17 protein-coding genes are annotated in these 19,829 nt (G+C 45.4%); 4 read left to right on the forward strand and 13 right to left on the reverse strand.

Annotated features, from left to right (window positions below; all coding sequences use genetic code 11):
• Positions 1–102: 102 nt before the first annotated feature.
• The 3 genes from rpsI to zapE form a co-directional block, all read right to left on the reverse strand.
• Positions 103–495, reverse strand: coding sequence for a 30S ribosomal protein S9 (gene rpsI / locus QMA41_RS14460; protein ID WP_005436094.1), 393 nt, complete (start codon positions 493–495; stop codon positions 103–105).
• A 15-nt stretch (positions 496–510) separates the two neighbouring features.
• A complete protein-coding gene (rplM, locus tag QMA41_RS14465; protein ID WP_006877363.1) occupies positions 511–939 on the reverse strand; it encodes a 50S ribosomal protein L13 in 429 nt (142 codons plus the stop codon).
• Positions 940–1,171: 232 nt separating this feature from the next.
• On the reverse strand, positions 1,172–2,275 hold the full coding sequence (gene zapE / locus QMA41_RS14470; protein WP_039951263.1) for a cell division protein ZapE: 1,104 nt from the start codon (positions 2,273–2,275) through the stop codon (positions 1,172–1,174).
• Between the two features lie 152 nt (positions 2,276–2,427).
• Here zapE and zapG point away from each other — a divergent pair, with 152 nt between their 5' ends.
• The 3 genes from zapG to degS all read left to right on the forward strand — a co-directional run bounded on the left by zapG (position 2,428) and on the right by degS (position 5,561).
• The gene (gene zapG, locus QMA41_RS14475) at positions 2,428–2,886 is read left to right on the forward strand and encodes a Z-ring associated protein ZapG (protein ID WP_281630018.1); all 459 of its coding nucleotides are present in this window, start codon (positions 2,428–2,430) and stop codon (positions 2,884–2,886) included.
• 126 nt (positions 2,887–3,012) lie between these two features.
• Entirely contained in the window at positions 3,013–4,380 is a 1,368-nt protein-coding gene (locus QMA41_RS14480) for a DegQ family serine endoprotease (RefSeq protein WP_281630019.1), read from the forward strand.
• A gap of 113 nt (positions 4,381–4,493) precedes the next feature.
• Entirely contained in the window at positions 4,494–5,561 is a 1,068-nt protein-coding gene (degS, locus tag QMA41_RS14485) for an outer membrane-stress sensor serine endopeptidase DegS (protein WP_281630020.1), read from the forward strand.
• A gap of 49 nt (positions 5,562–5,610) precedes the next feature.
• Here the strand turns inward: degS and parC are convergent, their stop codons facing one another.
• The 6 genes from parC to nudF form a co-directional block, all read right to left on the reverse strand.
• On the reverse strand, positions 5,611–7,881 hold the full coding sequence (parC, locus tag QMA41_RS14490) for a DNA topoisomerase IV subunit A (RefSeq protein WP_099607630.1): 2,271 nt from the start codon (positions 7,879–7,881) through the stop codon (positions 5,611–5,613).
• A 3-nt stretch (positions 7,882–7,884) separates the two neighbouring features.
• Positions 7,885–9,765 (reverse strand): DNA topoisomerase IV subunit B, encoded by a 1,881-nt coding sequence (parE, locus tag QMA41_RS14495; RefSeq protein WP_082314389.1) that lies wholly within the window; start codon positions 9,763–9,765, stop codon positions 7,885–7,887.
• 214 nt (positions 9,766–9,979) lie between these two features.
• Complete coding sequence (gene yqiA / locus QMA41_RS14500) at positions 9,980–10,561, reverse strand: esterase YqiA (RefSeq protein WP_281630021.1); 582 nt, start codon at positions 10,559–10,561, stop codon at positions 9,980–9,982.
• 29 nt (positions 10,562–10,590) lie between these two features.
• Positions 10,591–11,409, reverse strand: coding sequence for a 3',5'-cyclic-AMP phosphodiesterase (gene cpdA / locus QMA41_RS14505; protein ID WP_281630022.1), 819 nt, complete (start codon positions 11,407–11,409; stop codon positions 10,591–10,593).
• 11 nt (positions 11,410–11,420) lie between these two features.
• Positions 11,421–11,861: a DUF1249 family protein gene (locus QMA41_RS14510; RefSeq protein ID WP_281630023.1), complete on the reverse strand. Its 441-nt coding sequence runs from the start codon at positions 11,859–11,861 to the stop codon at positions 11,421–11,423.
• Entirely contained in the window at positions 11,849–12,478 is a 630-nt protein-coding gene (gene nudF, locus QMA41_RS14515) for an ADP-ribose diphosphatase (protein ID WP_281630024.1), read from the reverse strand. Before nudF ends, QMA41_RS14510 begins: the two co-directional genes overlap by 13 nt.
• A 233-nt stretch (positions 12,479–12,711) precedes the next feature.
• On the opposite strand from nudF, the gene tolC reads away from it, so the two are divergent.
• Entirely contained in the window at positions 12,712–14,037 is a 1,326-nt protein-coding gene (gene tolC / locus QMA41_RS14520) for an outer membrane channel protein TolC (RefSeq protein ID WP_019274478.1), read from the forward strand.
• 100 nt (positions 14,038–14,137) lie between these two features.
• On the opposite strand, the gene QMA41_RS14525 is transcribed toward tolC, so the two are convergent.
• The 4 genes from QMA41_RS14525 to QMA41_RS14540 all read right to left on the reverse strand — a co-directional run bounded on the left by QMA41_RS14525 (position 14,138) and on the right by QMA41_RS14540 (position 19,766).
• Positions 14,138–14,584, reverse strand: a complete 447-nt coding sequence (locus QMA41_RS14525; RefSeq protein WP_038509788.1) for a hypothetical protein — start codon at positions 14,582–14,584, stop codon at positions 14,138–14,140.
• A 5-nt stretch (positions 14,585–14,589) separates the two neighbouring features.
• Positions 14,590–16,929 carry an aerobic respiration two-component sensor histidine kinase ArcB gene (gene arcB, locus QMA41_RS14530; RefSeq protein WP_281630025.1) on the reverse strand — a complete coding sequence of 780 codons (2,340 nt, stop codon included), beginning with the start codon at positions 16,927–16,929 and terminating at the stop codon, positions 14,590–14,592.
• 81 nt (positions 16,930–17,010) lie between these two features.
• Positions 17,011–18,759, reverse strand: a complete 1,749-nt coding sequence (locus QMA41_RS14535; RefSeq protein ID WP_281630026.1) for a GGDEF domain-containing protein — start codon at positions 18,757–18,759, stop codon at positions 17,011–17,013.
• Between the two features lie 47 nt (positions 18,760–18,806).
• Complete coding sequence (locus tag QMA41_RS14540; RefSeq protein ID WP_281630027.1) at positions 18,807–19,766, reverse strand: TIGR01212 family radical SAM protein; 960 nt, start codon at positions 19,764–19,766, stop codon at positions 18,807–18,809.
• Between the last annotated feature and the right edge of the window lie 63 nt (positions 19,767–19,829).

The raw sequence follows: 19,829 nt of genomic DNA on the forward strand, positions 1-19,829 counted from the left end.
AGGGATTTTTTTGCTTAGAAAAACAAAAAGCCTGGCATGAAGCCAGGCTTTTGGGACCACATTCCGGTGAAAACACCGAAGGCCAATCTTTTCGAAAAAAGATTAACGCTTAGAGAACTGTGGACGACGACGTGCTTTACGTAGACCAACTTTCTTACGTTCAACGCAACGAGCGTCACGTGTAACGTAACCAGCTGCACGTAGAGTAGGACGTAGAGACTCATCGTATTCCATTAGAGCGCGAGTGATACCGTGACGGATAGCACCAGCTTGACCAGAAATACCGCCACCTTTAACAGTAACGTATAGGTCTAGTTTCTCAGTTAGTTCAACTAGCTCTAGAGGCTGTTTAACAACCATGCGAGAAGTTGGACGACCGAAGTACTCATCAAGGCTACGCTTGTTGATTACAATGTTGCCGCTGCCTGGTTTGATGAAAACACGTGCAGCTGAGCTTTTGCGACGGCCAGTGCCGTAGTATTGATTCTCTGCCATTTTCGAAATCCCCGATTAGATGTCTAGTACTTGTGGTTGTTGAGCAACATGGTTGTGCTCAGCACCAGCGTAAACTTTCAGCTTACGGTACATAGCACGGCCTAGAGGACCACGTGGTAGCATACCTTTAACTGCTAGCTCAAGCGCCATCTCTGGCTTACGATCAATTAGCTTCTCGAAGCTGATTGATTTTAGGCCGCCAGGGAATTCAGTGTGACGGTAGTAAATCTTACCTTTAGCTTTGTTACCAGTTACAGTAACTTTCTCCGCGTTTACAACGATGATGTAATCACCAGTGTCAACGTGTGGAGTGTACTCAGCTTTATGTTTGCCACGTAGGCGAGATGCAATTTCACTTGCTAGACGACCAAGAGTTTTACCTTCAGCGTCTACAACGTACCAGTCGCGTTTTACAGTTTCTGGTTTAGCAACGAAAGTTTTCATGCTAATAATAACCCGTTAATTTAAATTTACACTTCAGGAGCATTGCTCCCACTGACTAAGAGCCCAGTCATCACCCCTTCGAGTGGTTGGCACTCTCGACCCTAGATCCGCTATGGATTTGGTCTGCAGTAACGGTGGGTCGCAGGATTATAGAGAAGTCAGTTGAAAAAATCACCTCTTTTTGGGTAAAAAGTTTAATTTTTTTTCACTCCTCATAGAAACACCCAAACCCTTATGCCAAATGCTCTTTCGCCAGATAATCATGGCTTTGCATTTCTATCAATCGAGACTGGCAACGTTTAAATTCAAACTCAAGCTGTCCTTGTGTGTACAACTCTTCTAGCGCTACTTCCGCTGAGATAATTAATTTGACGTTTCGCTCATAGAATTCATCCACCAGCGCAATAAAACGACGAGCCGCATCATCGATTGTCCGCCCCATTTGCTGGACGTCTGCAAGCAACACCGTATTGTAGATCCGTGATAGCTCTATATAGTCATTCTGACTTCTGGCAGATTGGCATAACTGTGCAAAGGTGGCGTGTAATACCCCTTCGTAAGAATTGACGACCTCTACCTGGCGATGATTAATTTCAATGCTTTTTTCACCTTGTTTGTTTTCACCGACCAGTTGTTCGAAGTAGTGACACAAATTGGTATTAGCCTGTTTATCCAGAGGGAAATGGTAAATTTCTGCTTGTTCCAACGTTCTGAGTCGGTAATCGATGCCACTATCAACATTCAATATCAGGCAATTAGCGTTAATCAAGTCAATCGCAGGCAAGAAGCGCGCTCTTTGTAAACCATTTCGGTAAAGATCTTGAGGTGGGATATTAGACGTCGCAACCAACACCACGCCACGCTTGAACAACGCTTGGAACAAGGTGCCTAAAATCATTGCATCAGTGATATCTGATACAAAAAACTCATCAAAGCAGATAATTTCCGCTTCCGATTTAAATTTATCCGCCACTAACTCGAGAGGATCATTCACATCCCCCAGCGCATTCAATTCATCATGCACCCGATACATAAATCGGTGGAAGTGTACGCGCATCTTTTTGTCGCTAGGCAAGGCTTCAAAAAAGGTATCCATTAAATACGTTTTTCCACGCCCTACCCCGCCCCAAAAGTACAGCCCTTTGGGCGCAGCGGGCAACGAGGCTTTTTTACCAAACCAACTCTTCCATCCGGTGACAGGCTCGACCGAGGTGTTTATGTATTGAATAAATTCATGGTAGAGATTATCCAAGGCTTCCACCGCTTGAAGCTGCGCTTCATCTTGTTGAAAGCCATGTTCTTTTACATCTTTTGTATAGATCTCTAAGGGTGTCATCACTTCACTCACGTGCTATAGAAGGATTGAAACTGCTATGCAGAGCACACGCATTTTTCTTTATCGTCTCGAATTCTCATAGTAACATGTCCGATGAGCATGTGTAACCGACCGGTAAAAAACATGTTAAATAACAATGATAAGGAGCGAATATGCCTTGGATTTATGCCCTCGTAGGTTTGCTTGTTGGCGCTGTTTTAGGAATCATCATCTCGCGCATTACCACTCCGGGATATAAAAAACAGAAGACCATCCAGAAAGACTTGGAAACCGCCAAATTCGAGCTTGAGCAACAAAAACAAGATCTTGCTGATCATTTTGCTCAGACAGCCGAAATGTTAGATTCACTGGGTAAGGAATACACTAAGCTTTACCAACACATGACGAAAACGTCTGCAGAATTGTTGCCAAACATTCCTGAACAAGACAATCCGTTCAATAAAAAAGTCGCTGAGCAATCTCAAACAGAGGAGTCTGCTGAGACTGAACAACCATCAGCGGTACTAAGCGAAGCGCCTAAAGATTACGCGTCAGGTGCAACAGGCATGTTAGCTGAAGAGAAAAAAGAAGTACTCAACTCAGCACAAGCAGTGACCGCTAAAGCGTCGTAACTCTATTTTACCTATTGGTGAACTTTGCAAAGGTTTTTGAGTCATAACTCCCATAAGCGTCGATTGATTTCTTATTTTTCAAACAAATATTGAATCTCAGGCCTTAACTTAACTAGGAGTTATCAGATGAAAAAACCTTTGCTTGCTTTAACCGTCCTGTCCTTAAGCTTAAGTTCAATCATCACCCCCATACAAGCCACAGCGGCCCTTCCTCTGTCTGTAGATGGAGAGCAGTTGCCTAGCCTCGCCCCTATGCTAGAAAAAGTCACCCCTGCGGTAGTGAGTATTTCTGTAGAAGGCACTCAGGTATCAAAGCAACGTATTCCTGAGCAGTTTCGTTTCTTCTTCGGTCCTGAATTTCCGACCGAACAGCTACAAGAACGTCCATTCAGAGGCCTCGGTTCTGGCGTCATCGTCAATGCTGATAAAGGCTATATAGTCACTAACTATCACGTCATCAATGGCGCGGAAAAAATTCGCGTGAAACTGCATGATGGCCGAGAGTATGATGCTGAGCTAGTTGGCGGAGACCAGATGTCGGATGTGGCTCTGTTGAAGCTGGAGAAAGCCAAAAACTTAACGGAAATTAAGATTGCAGATTCTGATGCATTAAGTGTCGGCGACTTTGCTGTCGCGATTGGTAACCCATTCGGTTTAGGCCAAACGGTGACTTCAGGGATTGTCTCTGCGTTAGGTCGAAGTGGTTTGAATATCGAAAACTTCGAGAACTTTATCCAGACCGATGCTGCGATTAACAGCGGTAACTCAGGCGGTGCTCTAGTTAACCTAAAAGGTGAACTGATTGGTATTAATACTGCGATTCTAGGGCCAAATGGCGGTAACGTTGGCATCGGTTTCGCGATTCCATCCAATATGATGACTAACCTAACCGCACAAATCTTAGAGTTTGGTGAAGTTAAACGCGGCATGCTGGGTGTGCAAGGCGGTGAAATCACTTCTGAGCTTGCAGAAGCGCTCGGCTATGAGTCAAGTAAGGGAGCTTTTGTTAGCCAAGTGGTTCCGGACAGTGCGGCAGACAAAGCTGGTCTTAAAGCTGGTGACGTGATTGTATCAGTTAACGGCAAAGATATTCACTCGTTCAGTGAGCTGCGTGCCAAGGTTGCGACACTCGGTGCTGGCAAGAAGGTCTCACTCGGCATTATCCGTGATGGTAAGAAAGAGAGCTTTGATGTCACTTTGGGCGAGCAGCAAAACGTGAAAGCGTCAGCGGATAAACTGCATGAAGGTCTCTCGGGTGCAGAACTGACCAACACCACTTCAAGTGATTCCGTGCAAGGCGTGAAAGTCGCTTCCGTTGAGAAAGGGTCGAAAGCCGAAGCTTATCAACTGGCAAAAGGCGATATCATCATTGGTGTGAACCGCAAGCGAGTCAAGAACCTTGCAGAGTTTAGAAAAGTGCTTGAGAAACAACCTGGCGTACTTGCTCTGAATATTCAACGTGGTGAACGTACCATTTATCTAGTCGTGCGTTAAAAACGCGAGGTCAATGTCAAAGGATGGTAGGATCTCCTGCCGTCCTTTTGTTATTTTCTCATCTAATGCTATTCTTTCGCCACTTGTCTGAATTTTGAAGTGGTTAGGAAGATATGCTGCAATTCTTATTGCGTTCAATAGGTTTAGGGTTGGCGACAGCTGCGTTGTTGCTATTAGCTGTCCCCTCTCTGCGTTCCACTATTCTTCCTCAGAATTTCCGCGACGAAATCAACATTACTTCCGCACAAGAAATCTCATTTAATAGTGCCGTCCGTAAAGCCGCCCCTGCGGTAGTGAACATTTACAGCCGAAAGTACAAAGAAGATGACCGTTCAAAGCTACTGACTCAAGGATTAGGCTCAGGTGTCATCGTCAGTGATAAAGGCTATATCATTACCAACTACCACGTTGTCGCTCAAGCCGATCAAATTGTCGTCGCACTGCAGGATGGTCGCGTCGCCGCAGCGCAATTAGTTGGGACAGACAGACGTACGGATATCGCCATTCTGCGTGTTGAAGGCAACAACCTTCCCGTGATCCCGCTCAACCCTAACTACTCACCAACTGTCGGCGATGTGGTACTGGCGATCGGCAACCCATACAACTTAGGTCAAACAACCACTTTCGGTATCGTGTCCGCAACAGGCCGCTCTTCAATCAGTGCCGGCGGCCGACAAGCCTTTATTCAGACAGATGCTGCCATCAATGAAGGAAACTCTGGCGGAGCATTGGTGAATACACGAGGTGAACTGGTTGGTATCAACACTGCGTCTTTCCAGCAAGCGACAGAGCTTGAAACTTACGGTATTTCTTTCGCGATCCCTTACACTCTCGCCAATAAAATCATGCAGAAGATCATTGCCGACGGTCGTGTTATCCGAGGCTATATAGGTATCGACGGCCAAGATATTAATTCGGTAACTTCTCGTTTATTGGGTAATGAGCATTTAGGCGGCATTGTTGTACTGGGCGTTGATCCTAACGGACCGGGTGCTGAAGCAGGATTTCAGGCTCAGGATATTATTCTTAAAATCGATGGGCAAAAAATCAATGGTCGTCAAAGTGTAATGGATATTGTCACTGAATTGAGACCGGGAACAACCGTCGATGTGCTCATCCTACGTAAGGGCAAAGAACAAACCCTTAGCGTCACGATCGCAGAAGATACCCGAGAAATTTAACCACTGAATGATAAAAAAATCCCATGCTCTTTGGCATGGGATTTTTGTTTTATTCGCTTTCTTGCTCTGTCGCAGAGCTTTCTATTTCTATACGCGTCACTCGCTGCAACCCTCTCGGTAGTAAACTGCCTCGACGGCCACGCTCACCACGGAAATTGTCCAGATCTGCCGGTTTCAAACCTAGCTTACGCTTACCTGCATAAAGGGTTACTGAAGCCCCCTGAGGCAACGACATCAGATGTGATACCACTTCTTCGCGTTCTTTCGCTTTGGCTGCTGGGATATTGATAATCTTATTACCCTTACCTTTACCCAATTGAGGAAGATCCTTAATCGGGAACAGCAGCATTCGGCCTTGGTTGGTAATCGCTAAGATTTCATCATTATCTAGGTTACTAATGGTGTCAGGAGTCATCACTTCCGAATTTTGTGGGAGTGTGACCAATGCTTTACCACTGCGGTTTTTCGATAAAAGATCACTGCCTTTACAAACGAAACCATAGCCCGCGTCAGAACCCACTAGCCATAATTGATCTTCTTCGCCCATTACCACATGACGAATGTTAGTCCCTGCATTAATGTTCAGACGTCCAGTGATCGGCTCCCCCTGACTACGCGCAGACGGCAGAGAATGCGACTCAAGCGAGTAACTTCGACCATCACTGCCGAGGAACACCGCTTGCTGGTTACTCTTACCGCGAGCATGGGCCAGATATTTATCACCAGACTTATAGTTAAGTCCTTCGGCGTCGACATCATGACCTTTAGCGTGACGAATCCAGCCTTTGTCTGAAAGCACAACGGTAATTGGTTCACTCGGGACAAGGTCTCGTTCAGTCAAGGCTTTCGCTTCAGCACGCTCAACAAGAGGGGAGCGGCGATCATCGCCATATTTCTCTGCATCCGCTTTGATTTCTTTCTTCAATAGCGTATTCAGACGGCGCTCGGAGCCCAGTAACTGTTCAAGCTTTTCACGTTCTTTTTCTAGCTCTTCCTGCTCACCGCGGATCTTCATCTCTTCCAACTTGGCAAGATGACGAAGTTTGGTATCCAGAATCGCGTCAGCCTGAATATCCGTAATGCCGAAACGAGCCATCAGTACGGCTTTTGGATCGTCCTCAGTTCGAATGATCTCAATCACTTCATCCAAGTTGAGGTAAGCAACCAACAAACCTTCAAGAATATGCAGACGTGCAAGAACTTTATCTAAACGATGCTGCAAACGGCGGCGCACGGTTGCACGACGGAACTCAATCCACTCAGATAAGATCTGAACCAAACCTTTCACTTGTGGACGGTTATCGAGACCGATCATGTTGAGGTTAACGCGGAAGTTTTTCTCCAGATCTGTCGAAGCAAACAGATGGTTCATCAGCTGATCACAATCGATACGATTTGAACGAGGAACAACAACAATACGCGTCGGGTTTTCATGATCCGATTCGTCACGCAGGTCATCGACCATTGGCAGTTTCTTCGCTCGCATCTGGCTGGCAATCTGCTCGAGCAGTTTAGCGCCTGAAACCTGATGTGGCAGTGCCGTGATAACAATATCACCGCCCTCTTTATGCCAGACCGCGCGCATTTTAATACTGCCACGCCCCGTGCGATAGATCTTCTCCAGCTCAGCTTTCGGCGAGATAATCTCTGCTTCTGTCGGGTAATCTGGCCCCTGAACAAAGTTCATCACATCGGCTAATTCTGACTTTGGATTGTCGATCAGATGAATGGTTGCATCAGCAATTTCACGCACATTGTGTGGTGGAATATCAGTCGCCATACCAACCGCAATACCCGTCACACCGTTAAGTAAAATGTGAGGAAGGCGAGCAGGCAGCATTTGAGGCTCTTTCATTGTGCCATCAAAGTTCGGCTGCCATTCAACCGTGCCCTGACCAAGTTCACCAAGCAAAACCTCTGCGAACTTTGACAATTTCGCTTCGGTATAACGCATCGCGGCGAAAGACTTAGGATCGTCCGGCGCCCCCCAGTTACCCTGACCGTCAACCAATGGGTAACGATAAGAGAACGGCTGAGCCATTAACACCATAGCTTCGTAACACGCCGAGTCTCCATGTGGGTGGTATTTACCCAACACATCACCAACTGTACGTGCCGATTTCTTATACTTTGCTGCTGCCGAAAGACCAAGCTCCGACATCGCATAAATGATTCGTCGTTGAACCGGTTTTAAGCCATCGCCAATGTATGGCAAGGCGCGGTCCATGATGACGTACATTGAGTAATTAAGATAAGCGTCTTCAGTGAACTTGCGCATTGGCAACTGTTCAACGCCATCGTATGTAATTTCCGTAGACATTCGTTAAACCTCTGCCAAATCACCGTTGTTCTGTAACCACGAGCGTCGGTCATCCGCACGTTTCTTACCGAGCAGCATATCCATCATTTCCATGGTCGCTTGAGAATCGTCAATGGTTAACTGAACCAGTCGACGTGTATTCGGATCCATCGTGGTTTCACGCAGCTGAAGTGGGTTCATTTCACCCAGACCTTTAAATCGCTGAACGTTGATCTTGGCTTTCTTCTTCGATAAGCGCTCTAGAACGCCCTCTTTCTCATCATCATCAAGCGCGTAAAAAACTTCTTTGCCGCAATCGATTCGATACAGAGGCGGCATCGCCACGTAAATATGGCCTGCTTCGACTAACGCTTTAAAGTGACGGGTAAACAGCGCGCACAGGAGTGTCGCAATGTGCAAACCATCCGAGTCCGCATCAGCTAAAATACAGATCTTGCCGTAGCGTAGGCTCTCAAGGTTGTCGCTGTCAGGGTCAATACCCAAAGCAACGGAAATATCATGAACTTCTTGGGACGCAAGCACCTGATCTGCAGACACTTCCCAGGTGTTAAGGATCTTACCACGCAGTGGCATTACCGCCTGAAACTCGCGATCACGGGCCTGTTTTGCCGAGCCACCTGCCGAGTCACCCTCGACAAAGAAGATTTCAGTGCGATTCAAATCTTGTACCGAACAGTCCGTCAGCTTACCTGGCAGTGCTGGGCCTGAAGCTACTTTCTTACGAACAACCTTTTTGCTTGCACGCATGCGGCGGTGAGCATTGGCAATACACACTTCCGCAAGGAGTTCAGCAAGCTGTGGTTTTTCATTCAACCATAGGCTGAATGCATCTTTCACCACACCAGAAACGAACGCTGCAGTTTGGCGAGAAGAAAGGCGCTCTTTTGTCTGACCTGCAAATTGAGGATCTTGCATCTTTACCGACAAAACGTAAGAACAGCGATCGAAAACATCGTCGCCAGTCAGCTTAACACCACGAGGCAACAGGTTACGGAACTCACAGAACTCACGCATTGCATCAAGCAGGCCCTGACGCAGACCATTCACGTGCGTACCGCCCTGTGCAGTAGGAATGAGGTTAACGTAGCTTTCGGTGATCATCTCACCGCCTTCCGGCTGCCAAATCACGGCCCAATTTGCGGCTTCCGTTTCAGCAGAAAACTCGCCAGTAAATGGGTCTTCAGGTAAGACGGTATAGCCTTTCACGCCTTCTGCAAGGTAGTCTTTAAGACCATCTTCGTACAGCCACTTATGCTCGTTACCATTGACCTTATCGGAGAAGGTGATTTCCAATCCCGGGCAAAGTACAGCTTTAGCACGAAGGTTGTTGATCAGACGGGTTACTGAGAAATTGGCCGAATCAAAATACTTAGCATCAGGCCAAAAATGGACGCTGGTACCTTTGTTACGACGCCCACAAGTGCCCGTCACCGTTAAGTCAGATACCTTGTCGCCATGCTCAAAGGCAATTTCATATACCTGACCATCTCGGCGCACCGTTACTTCAACACGTTTTGATAAGGCGTTTACAACCGAAATACCTACACCGTGAAGACCACCAGAGAATTGGTAGTTTTTATTGGAAAACTTACCACCGGCGTGGAGTTTACAAAGAATAAGTTCAACACCGGAGACTTTCTCTTCCGGGTGAATATCAACAGGCATACCTCGACCATCATCGATCACTTCCAGAGATTGATCGGCATGCAGAATTACTTGAACTTTTGAAGCGTGTCCGGCTAGCGCTTCATCGACACTGTTATCGATGACTTCTTGTCCCAAGTGGTTAGGACGCGCTGTATCCGTATACATCCCTGGTCGGCGACGTACTGGCTCCAAACCATTAAGAACCTCAATGGCCCCTGCATTATATTGTTCAGTCATAATACGGAATATCGTTATATAGAATAAATGGGTTACTGAGCTGGCAAGCTTTTGTTCTTTTTATTAATTAGTCTAAAAAGTAGCAAAAACGACCAAACTCTCGTCGTTCTGAATCCAGCTCAGTACAGGTGAAACATAGTCTGGAAGAGAGGGAATGATGTCAAGCGAGATAACTAAGTAACCGCTAAAATTATGACTCTTCCCTCAATGAATACTAGAGCTGAAGGAATTCGATAATTTGTTGAGGGTAACGCTCGAAGTTAACAAAACTATGGTCGCCTCCCTCTTCAACAGTCTGCTTAGCACCTGAAAATTTATCAACCGCCTGACGATAATCAAGTACTTCATCTTCAGTTTGTTGCAACAGCCAAAAGTCTTTAGCTTGTTTAATGATGGGCGTATCTAACGCTTTCAACTCATCAATATGGACGCTTTCCAGCACATAGCGCTGATGTGTATAAGGGTTTTTCTGCTCACCTAGGTAATCAGCTAACAATTCATATGGCTTAACTGCAGGGTTGACCACAACCGCTTTAAAACCAAATTGCCTATTGAGCCACATTGACAAATAGCCGCCTAAAGAGCTGCCTATCAAGCCAATTTGATAGTCATCTTTATGTTGTTCGATTATGTTGAGCAAATATTCAGCGGCTTGCTGTGGAAAACAGGGAAGTTGTGGGACTACAACTTTGATATCCGGCCTATGCTGTTGGCAGTACTCTTTCATAACATTGGCTTTGTGAGACAAGGGGGAGCTGTTAAAGCCATGGATATAAAGAAGCAAAGAAGGTCGCATAGCAATCCTTAATGTAGGTGAATTCGAAATCAATAACCCGCAGAGTTAAAGTCTGGTTGGAAACAACCAGCCGGTAAACGTTTTACCTGTGTTTCTACCTCTCCGTTATCTCTTAGCAGCAACTCACGCCAACCTGGTGACTGATAATCTAGCGCAAAATCATCAGAGTTAGGTTTGAACTGCACGCAAGTAGAAGGTGTCGCCATCACACGTACGTCATTTCTCATGACATTCATGTCTTGGTGCACGTGACCACACAGCACCGCTTTAACATTATTATGCTGGTCAACCACCTGCCAAAAATCATCTGAATCTTTCAAGGTATGCTGATCCAACCATGCACTACCTACCAGCAACGGATGGTGATGCAACAAAATCAAGGTATATCGCTCAGGGTACTGCGATAATTTTTCTTCCAGTAAGTTCAGCTGCTTATCACTTAACCTACCATGTGGGACGCCCACAACTTGGGAGTCCAACATGACCATTTGCCATGTATCACCCAATAAGACATGGTCAATTTGCTGAATTTGCTGAGAAGGGATCACCGAATTCATACTCGGTTTAAAATCATGATTGCCTGGTAACCAGAAGCATTTTTTCTTAAGAGGCACGATCCCCTGCTCAAAACGCTGGTAGGAGACTTCGCTATGATCTTGGGAGATATCCCCCGTAGCCAACACTGCATCATAAACGGGATTCTCTTCGACAATAGCGTCTACCACCGCATTAAAGCTGTCAGCAGTATTTACACTCAACAAGCTGCCATCTGTTGCTTCAAACAGGTGCGTATCTGTGATCTGTAGCAGTCTTATGCTGCCATCGGATGAGCATGACGTTACTTTCAAAACTAAAAAACCTAAATATTGATTGGCGTCCGGCTGATACCATGCCTTAAACAAAAAGATAACCAATCCCCTAAAAAGCGGTTCAGTTGCACTTTTTCATCTTGTTGAACCATCTTATCGTTGGGGTACTCGTATCGAGCGTTGACTCTTTTTAAGTGCTCACATTCACACACTTCTGCAACACGAGCATCGTGGTAGAGCCTGACAGACATTTTTGGTAATGGAAATACCGGGATATCATCACTTTGACAAATATCGACCAAAGTTGTGTACTTTGTGACTTCGACCACTTGAATTTGATAGGTCATATTGGCGGCTTGATAGCAGCGCACATCGCCCACCTTTGCCCGATGAGGAAGCAAAGCATTGAGCTTGGCGTAATTGGTTTCATAAGTCCGCATCAAATCTGACAAATCAACGTGATACGGCTTTTTTACTGCTACTTGTACCATTGTTCTCTTAACGATTGGTGGTTTAGCTGCAACCATTGCAGTGCAATAATCGAAGCGCCATTTTCAAATTTACCTTCAACAATCCATTGATAAGCGGTCTCACGGCTCACCACATGAACTCGAATGTCCTCACCTTCATAGTCTAAACCATGAATTCCGTGAGCGGTTGAAGCATCCACTTTTCCGACGTACACATCCAGCTTTTCTGAGCACCCGCCTGAGGACGGATAATAAGATGTAACTTTAGTTAACTCCTCAACCGAGATCCCTGCCTCTTCAGAGGCTTCACGGCGAACTACTTGCTCTGGCGATTCATCGGTATCAATGATACCTGCAACAATTTCAAGCTGCCATGGATGAGCGTGCTCCAAAGCACCAACACGAATTTGCTCAATCAGCACGACCTGATCACTCACCGGGTCATACGGTAGCAACGCAGCAGCATGACCACGCTCAAACATCTCCCGCTCAATCACCTCACTCCAACCGCCTTCGAACAATTTATGTCTGAAGCGATACTTAATCATCCTAAAAAAGCCCTTAAATAGAATTTCTTTTGAGATAATTTCTACATCTTGTGGAGTAAATTCACTTTGTTGATTGTCAGATAGTTGCATTTGGCACCTCAGTGAGTGAATCTTATAGTTTACTCAGACAAAAGCTTAACTTCCAAGGACATGGCTCAACTTTTTATACAAATTTTGTATTCTGAGTTAAATTGATGAATAAAATATATTGCACAAGTGGATAGTTAAGTGTAAAAATTTGCAAAGTTTTGCGTGAATTAGCATCAGTATGAGTTAAACTCTCGATGAGTCACCTTTTTCATATTTTGGCAGGAATAGGACCTATGAAAAAACTGCTTCCACTATTTATCAGTGCAGCATTAGGCAGCTTAAGCACCAACGCTTTTGCTGACACACTGACGGAAATTTATAACCAAGCAAAAGAAAACGACCCAACATTACTTAGCGCAGCAGCTACCCGCGATTCTGCATTTGAAGCGGTGACTTCTAGCCGTGCCACCTTGCTACCTCAAATCAGCTTAACCGCAGCTTATGACATAAACCGAGGTGAGCGTAACAGCGAGACAAACGATTCTGACGCGTGGAATGCGGCTGTTGGCTTTACCCAAGAGCTATATAAACGTTCCAGTTGGATCACGCTAGATACCGCAGAAAAAACCGCTCGTAGAGCTGACGCCACTTATGCAGCAGCGCAGCAAGCACTTATCTTGCGAGTAGCGACAGCCTACTTTGATGTACTAAAGGCGCAAGATAACCTAGTGTTTGTTCAAGCAGAAAAAGCCGCGGTAGGCCGCCAATTAGAACAAACTAAGCAACGTTTTGAAGTTGGTTTGTCAGCCATCACTGACGTACATGATGCACAAGCACAGTACGACTCAGTGTTAGCAGATGAAGTACTAGCACAGAATGATTTGATCAACAGCTACGAAGGCCTACGTGAAATTACTGGTCTAGAGCACACGAATCTGAATATATTAGATATTGCACGTTTCTCAGCAAGCAAGACAGATGCCCCTGTTGACGCTTTGGTGGAAGAAGCGCAACAGAAGAACTTAAGCCTACTTTCATCGCGCATCGCGCAGGATATTGCTAAAGATAATATTTCTCTGCAGAGTTCAGGGCACCTACCTTCACTGACCTTAGATGGCAACTATACGCTCGCAGAGCAAATGAATAGTACACCTAGCTCTGGGGATTTTGATTCAGACGGCTTCAATGTCGGCCTAAACCTTTCGGTGCCTCTTTACACAGGTGGTTCAACAACCTCCCTGACTAAACAAGCAGAGTTTGACTATGTCGCTGCAAGCCAAGATTTAGAAGCTACTTACCGTAGTGTCGTTAAAGACGTGCGAGCCTTTAACAACAACATCAGTGCTTCGATTGGCGCACTACGCGCTTATGAGCAAACTGTGGTTTCAGCTAAATCTGCTTTAGAAGCAACAGAAGCAGGCTTTGATGTAGGTACCCGTACTATCGTAGACGTTCTTGACTCAACTCGTAACTTGTACGATGCAAACAAGAACCTATCTAACGCACGTTACGATTACATCCTAAGTGTGTTGCAGCTTCGTCAAGCTGTCGGCACGTTGAGTGAGCAAGATATCCTAGATATCAACGCAGGCCTCAAAGAAGCCCCAGCTAACAGCTAACAGCTAACAGCTAACAGCTAACAGCTAACAGCTAACACAGAAAAGTAAAAAGGTTGATGCTTTCGCATCAACCTTTTTTCATTCTTGTCTAACTCATTAACTAGTATACGGTGTCTATCACCACATCTTTTTCTACTAGCCACTCTACTTTGTCGCCGTTCTTAAGCATCAAGGCGACATCAACTGGCTTGTCTGCATCCACCGCGAATTGCCACACAAAGGCAACTTCCCAATGGCTTTGATTATGAGTGCGTAAGTCGAGTAAATCACCATCAATAATCCAGCTATCTTCTCCCTGCTTAATTGAGATGCTCTCCACTTCCAGAGTCGCTGGCAACACTTTGTCTGACTGCAGATACAGGGCACCATGGAGCGTTTGATCTTGCACTTCACCTAAGGTCGGCATTTTATTCAGCCAAAGATTACTCTTTAAACTAACCGTCGCGTCTTCAACCTTGGTCTGGTTGTCTTGCTCCCAACCGACTGGCGCGGTTGAACACCCTGCTAAAAGCGCTGCGCCCAGCGCTACTAATGCTATTTTTTTCATTGTTATCACCTTTGAGCCAACCACTCTTTCAGAGTCTGAATATCATTCTGATATTCATTCTTTATTTCTTCAACCCAGTCATCGATGTTTTCCCACCAAGCGGGTAAGTCCGGTGACTGCGCTTTCTGAGCAACTTTCTGAATGTGCTTAAGGCCAATAGAACCCGCTGCACCTTTAATCTTGTGCGCTTCAGAAACAATGCCTTCTTGATGTTTTGCCGTCATATTGGAATTCAGCACTTCGACGTATTCAGGCATCATATTTTCAAACATTTCAATGCTATCCAGCACAGGCTGTGAGCCGACGATCCCTACGTAGGACTCCAACATATCCAGATCTAGAACTCGACTAAACAAGTCATTGCCTTCTGAACTTTCCACCACAGTGACAGGCTCTGGCTGTTGGTAATCTTCATCCGAAGTAAACTTGGCAATCACTTCCTGAACCGCGGTCACCGATAGTGGTTTGCTAATCGCATCGTCCATGCCTTTTTCAAGATACTCATTTTTATTCTTCAGTACATTGGCTGTAAGGGCGACCAAAGGCGGCAAATCTTTATAAGTTTTTCGATAAAATTCAGCAACATCAAAACCTGTCATATCTGGAAGCTGTATATCGAGGAAAGCCAGATCATAGATCTCTGGATCAAACATTTCGATAGCATCTTGCCCCGTCATTGCCACGCTAACTTCATGCCCCATACTCTCAAGTAACGAGCGAGCGACAGTAATATTCAGCTCAATATCTTCAACCATGAAGATATTGAGTTCCTTACGCTCAGCCGAAGACACTTCAGGCTCTTCCTCGACCAAAGAGAGTGGGACATGAATGGTCACGGTAAAGGTACTGCCAAAGCCTTCTTCACTACTGACCGTAATATCCCCATCCATCATCTTGATCAGCTGCTTAGACACCGCAAGACCAATCCCAGTACCAACGGCATGTAGGTTATCTTTACCCGATTTAACCTGATAATACATCGCAAAGATCTTATCTAATTCCGCTTCTGGGATCCCAATACCACTGTCTTCGATTTCCATCGTGATGTTGGCATATTCTTCGTCGACTTCAGCTTCTACAGTCATCACGACGCCACCTTCTTTGGTGAACTTCATCGCATTACTGATCAGATTCCATAGTACCTGACGTAGCCTTGTTGCATCGACATCGATAGCAGTAGGCAGATCGCTTAATCGCTCCAGATCAAATCGCAGCCCCTTCTGAGAAGCCATCAAGGCAGAGATACTTTCCATTTCCGCTACAAACTCTTCAAAATTCAGTGAAGAAGGGAACAGCTCCAGTTTGCGGCGATCAAACTTGTCCATATCAATAATATCGTTGAAGATATTACCTAGGGTAATCGCGCTGACATTAATAGTTTGCATGTGATTACGCTGCTCATCCGTCATCTGAGTATCCAACAGCATGCGGCTCAATCCGACAATTCCATTAAGCGGTGTGCGCAGTTCGTGGCTAATGGTTGAAATAAAGGTGGTCTTATCGCGACTGGCTTTTTTCAACGATTCTTCGTGGCGTTTGCGCTCAGTGATATCGCGGCCGAAGCCCACCAGCCCAAGGTGGCGGCCATCTTTGCTATAGAAAGGCACTTTGCGTAACTCAAAATAATTTTTGTGCCCATCTGGATATTCAAGCCACTGTTCGTATGTTAATGCTTGATTATCGGCAAAGACTTTTTCATCCGTATCGACAATCTGTTGAGCGACTTCTTTACTGTAAACATCCCATGGTGTCAGACCGACAAGCTGGTTCTCTTTTTTACCAGTCAACTCTTCCATTGCGCGGTTACAGCCTGAGAAAACGCCATCTGCGTTACGGTAATAAATAAGATCCGGAGAGGCATCAATGAAAGATCGTAGTAAAGCCGTTCGCTCAGCTAACTCTAGCTGAGTTCGCTCACGCTGATAAACCTCATTCTCGAGATCTTTCATCGCTTCTTCACGGGCTTCTTCTGCCTTAATCCGTTCTTCAATCTCTTGGTTCAGCTTTGAGATGTTCTGCTGCAGTTTATGGTTCAGCTCTTGATCTCGTGAGCGCATATCTTTGAGCTTGGAGACTAACTTGGATAATCGCTGACGGGACTCCTCAAGCTGATCAACCACGACAGAAAGGAAGTACACAGCCCATGGCGTAATCAATAGACCGAAAAACACTGAGCGAACAATGTCTATATCATCGACATGGCCACTTAGCACCAAGGTAATACCAACCTGAACTACAACGGCCAGTGCGACAAGAGCCAAAGCAAGAAGAATAGAAAAACGCAAAATGCCAAGCTTGACCAAAAGATCGACATAATACTGAGCGAGGTTTTTTATAGGTTTCATTAGGCGCTCCGTGCGATAAGAATAGGTAAATATTACCTGTTTTCGATACGCGCGGCTAAGAGAACCGAAAGTCTTGGCAGGTTAATTCTCGGATGTGTGATGAACACAAGTCTGATTGCGCCCGTTGGCCTTAGCTTGATACAACGCACTGTCTGCTAGAGCAATGAGACTCTCACTATTGTCATAAGGCTGCGGGATCATAGTCACTAGGCCAATACTTACAGTTAAGACCGTTGAGACTTCAGAAGCTTTGTGCTCCAGAGCCAAACTAGCAATTTCATCATGAATCTTATCCGCCACTTGCTGCGCGCCTTCAGCCGTTGTGTTCGGCAAAATAAAACCAAATTCTTCGCCGCCATACCGAGCGACACAGTCACTGGTGCGTGACAAAACCGCTTTAAAGACACCTGCGACTTTCATCAACGCTTCATCGCCCTCCTGATGACCATAGAAGTCATTGAAGCCTTTAAAGTAATCGATATCGCAGAGCATAATACTCAGAGGCTGGCGTTCACGGACATGCAAAGGCCACAGAGTAGAGAGTTGTTCGTCAAAACGGCGCCGATTAGAAATTTGCGTCAAGCTGTCAATAAAGCTCAGGCGCTCTAGCTCTAGGTTTGCCTCTTCCAGTTTTTGTGCGGCAAGATAGCGCTCAGAGACATCCCTCGCCATAATTAACACGCCATTAGTTCCTGAAGCAGGATCGCGAAAAGGAGATTTAACAACGTCATACCAAGTAAATTCGCCATTGCTGTTAATTGCTTTATCGATATAGCGCAATGACTTTCCTTCGTATAGCACCTTTTGATCCGTTTCCGACAAACGGCTATATACATCATCGGGGATGACATCTTGCAGTCGTTTACCAATAAGCTCATCAACATCGGAGATACCGAGCGCTCGGACAAAAGGCTGGTTACACGCTTGATACACCATGTTTTCATTGAAGATACCGATAGAATCAGGGCTCGACTCGAGGATATTCTGCAAAATAGTATCGCGCTGAGCCAAAGCGACTTCAGTATCACGGCGCTTTTCCATCTCATCGCGCAAGTTTTGCTGCATGTTGTGCCAATCCGTCACATCATGACTGATGCCGATACTACCTATTGTTTCCCCAGTAGAGGAAATCAATATATTCTGATAGGTTTCAAGTAAACAGCTACGGCCATCGGCGTCCGTTGTCCAACGGCGTTTGTTTGCCCGTCCTTTCACAACACCTTTGATATCGGCACTCCCCTCTTGCGCACGCTCCCCCCAAAAACGTTCGAAGGCTCGGTTTGTCGAAATCAGTTCGCCTTCATTATTTTTGATGAAAACCAGCTCAGCTAAGTTATCCAAAGCACTGCGCACTACAGAAAGTGATTGAATTTCACGTACCATTTCATCGTGAGATGCTTGGTGAGAAGAAACATACAGTAGCCAGGAAATGCGCCCTCGATAAACGGTTTTACGCCCACTAATATCCACTTTTATTCGGGTATTTTTAGAGATGCTCCACTCTATCGGGAAACGATTGAAGCCTTCCCCTGCAAACTGACTAATAGTGGACAACAAAAACTCTCGCGAAACAGTATCTGGCAAAAGAAAGGACTTACCTACTCGTCGGATAGCCAACAACTGCATTGCGTTCTTGTTAGAAAGAAGGAGTTTCCCGGACTGCGCTTCAACCAGAATCAAAGCTGTAGGTGCATCTTGAACCAACAACTCTATGTGTTTTTGCAATTGTGAGTAAACAAGCGCAGACAGCACGACAAAGAGTAAAATGACTACAAGGTCAAAACCATGTCCATGGGATGTATCCCATAACCAGTAAAACACCTGCTCCATTTTAATGCTCTATATCTATTAACCTAATACTAAGGTTACAAAAGATATCAGCTTATTGATGAGTTTTCTGTATTTATTGTTGGTTTTACATACACAAAAGGACGACCAATGGATGAACCTTGTGCACCTTCATGCTTAAGCGCATCGCCAATTTTCGTCATTGCTAACCAACGATTTTCACACCATAAAGGGGCAAGCAGAGTTGGGCGCCGGGCTGCCGATGAAACCCGATGAAACACAATCTCGGGAGGTGTCATGCGGATCATTGCGCTAGCAGTATCCACATATTGCTGCAGAGAGGGAGCATTAAGCTTGCCTGCCTTCCAAGCTTTAGCCATGGTACTACCTTCAACAATGTGCAAACTGTGAAGTTTGATCCCATCAGTTCCAACATCAATAACTTTACGCATCGTATCAATGTTATCTTGGTGAGTTTCTTTCGGTAGGCCAACTATCAAGTGGGTACAGACTTTAATACCTAAAGCTCTCGCTCGTTTGGCGATGCTAGCATAACAATTAAATTCATGGCCGCGATTTATACGCTTCAGGGTATCATTGTTCGCAGTCTGAAGACCGAGCTCTAGCCAGATCTCAAAGCCTTCTCGTACATAACCAGACAGCAACTCCAATACAGCATCAGGCACACAATCTGGCCGTGTACCAACACACAGACCCACAATATCGGTCGCTTTTATTGCCTTTTCATACATACTCTTCAGAGCCTGAACTTCAGCATACGTACTGGTATATGCTTGAAAGTAAGCTAAATACTTCTTAGCCCTATGTACTTCCCCTGCACGATCTTTAAGTTGTTCAAGAATACTCTTTGTCTGAGTTTCTTCGTCTGCAAACGAGGCAACATTACAGAAAGTACATCCCCCTCGACCTATAGTGCCATCTCTATTTGGGCAGCTAAAACCGCCATGTAACGTCAGTTTGTGGACTCTCTCGCCATAACGACGCTGAAGATCTTGTCCAATCGTATTAACCAGCTCATGTAACTGCATAGTTTTTTCACAACACAAACAATAATGAATATCATTTCCATTAATGTAATTAAATTACAGCAA

Source organism: Vibrio sp. St2, from assembly GCF_947311885.1.
GTDB classification, from domain to species: Bacteria; Pseudomonadota; Gammaproteobacteria; order Enterobacterales; family Vibrionaceae; genus Vibrio; species Vibrio coralliilyticus.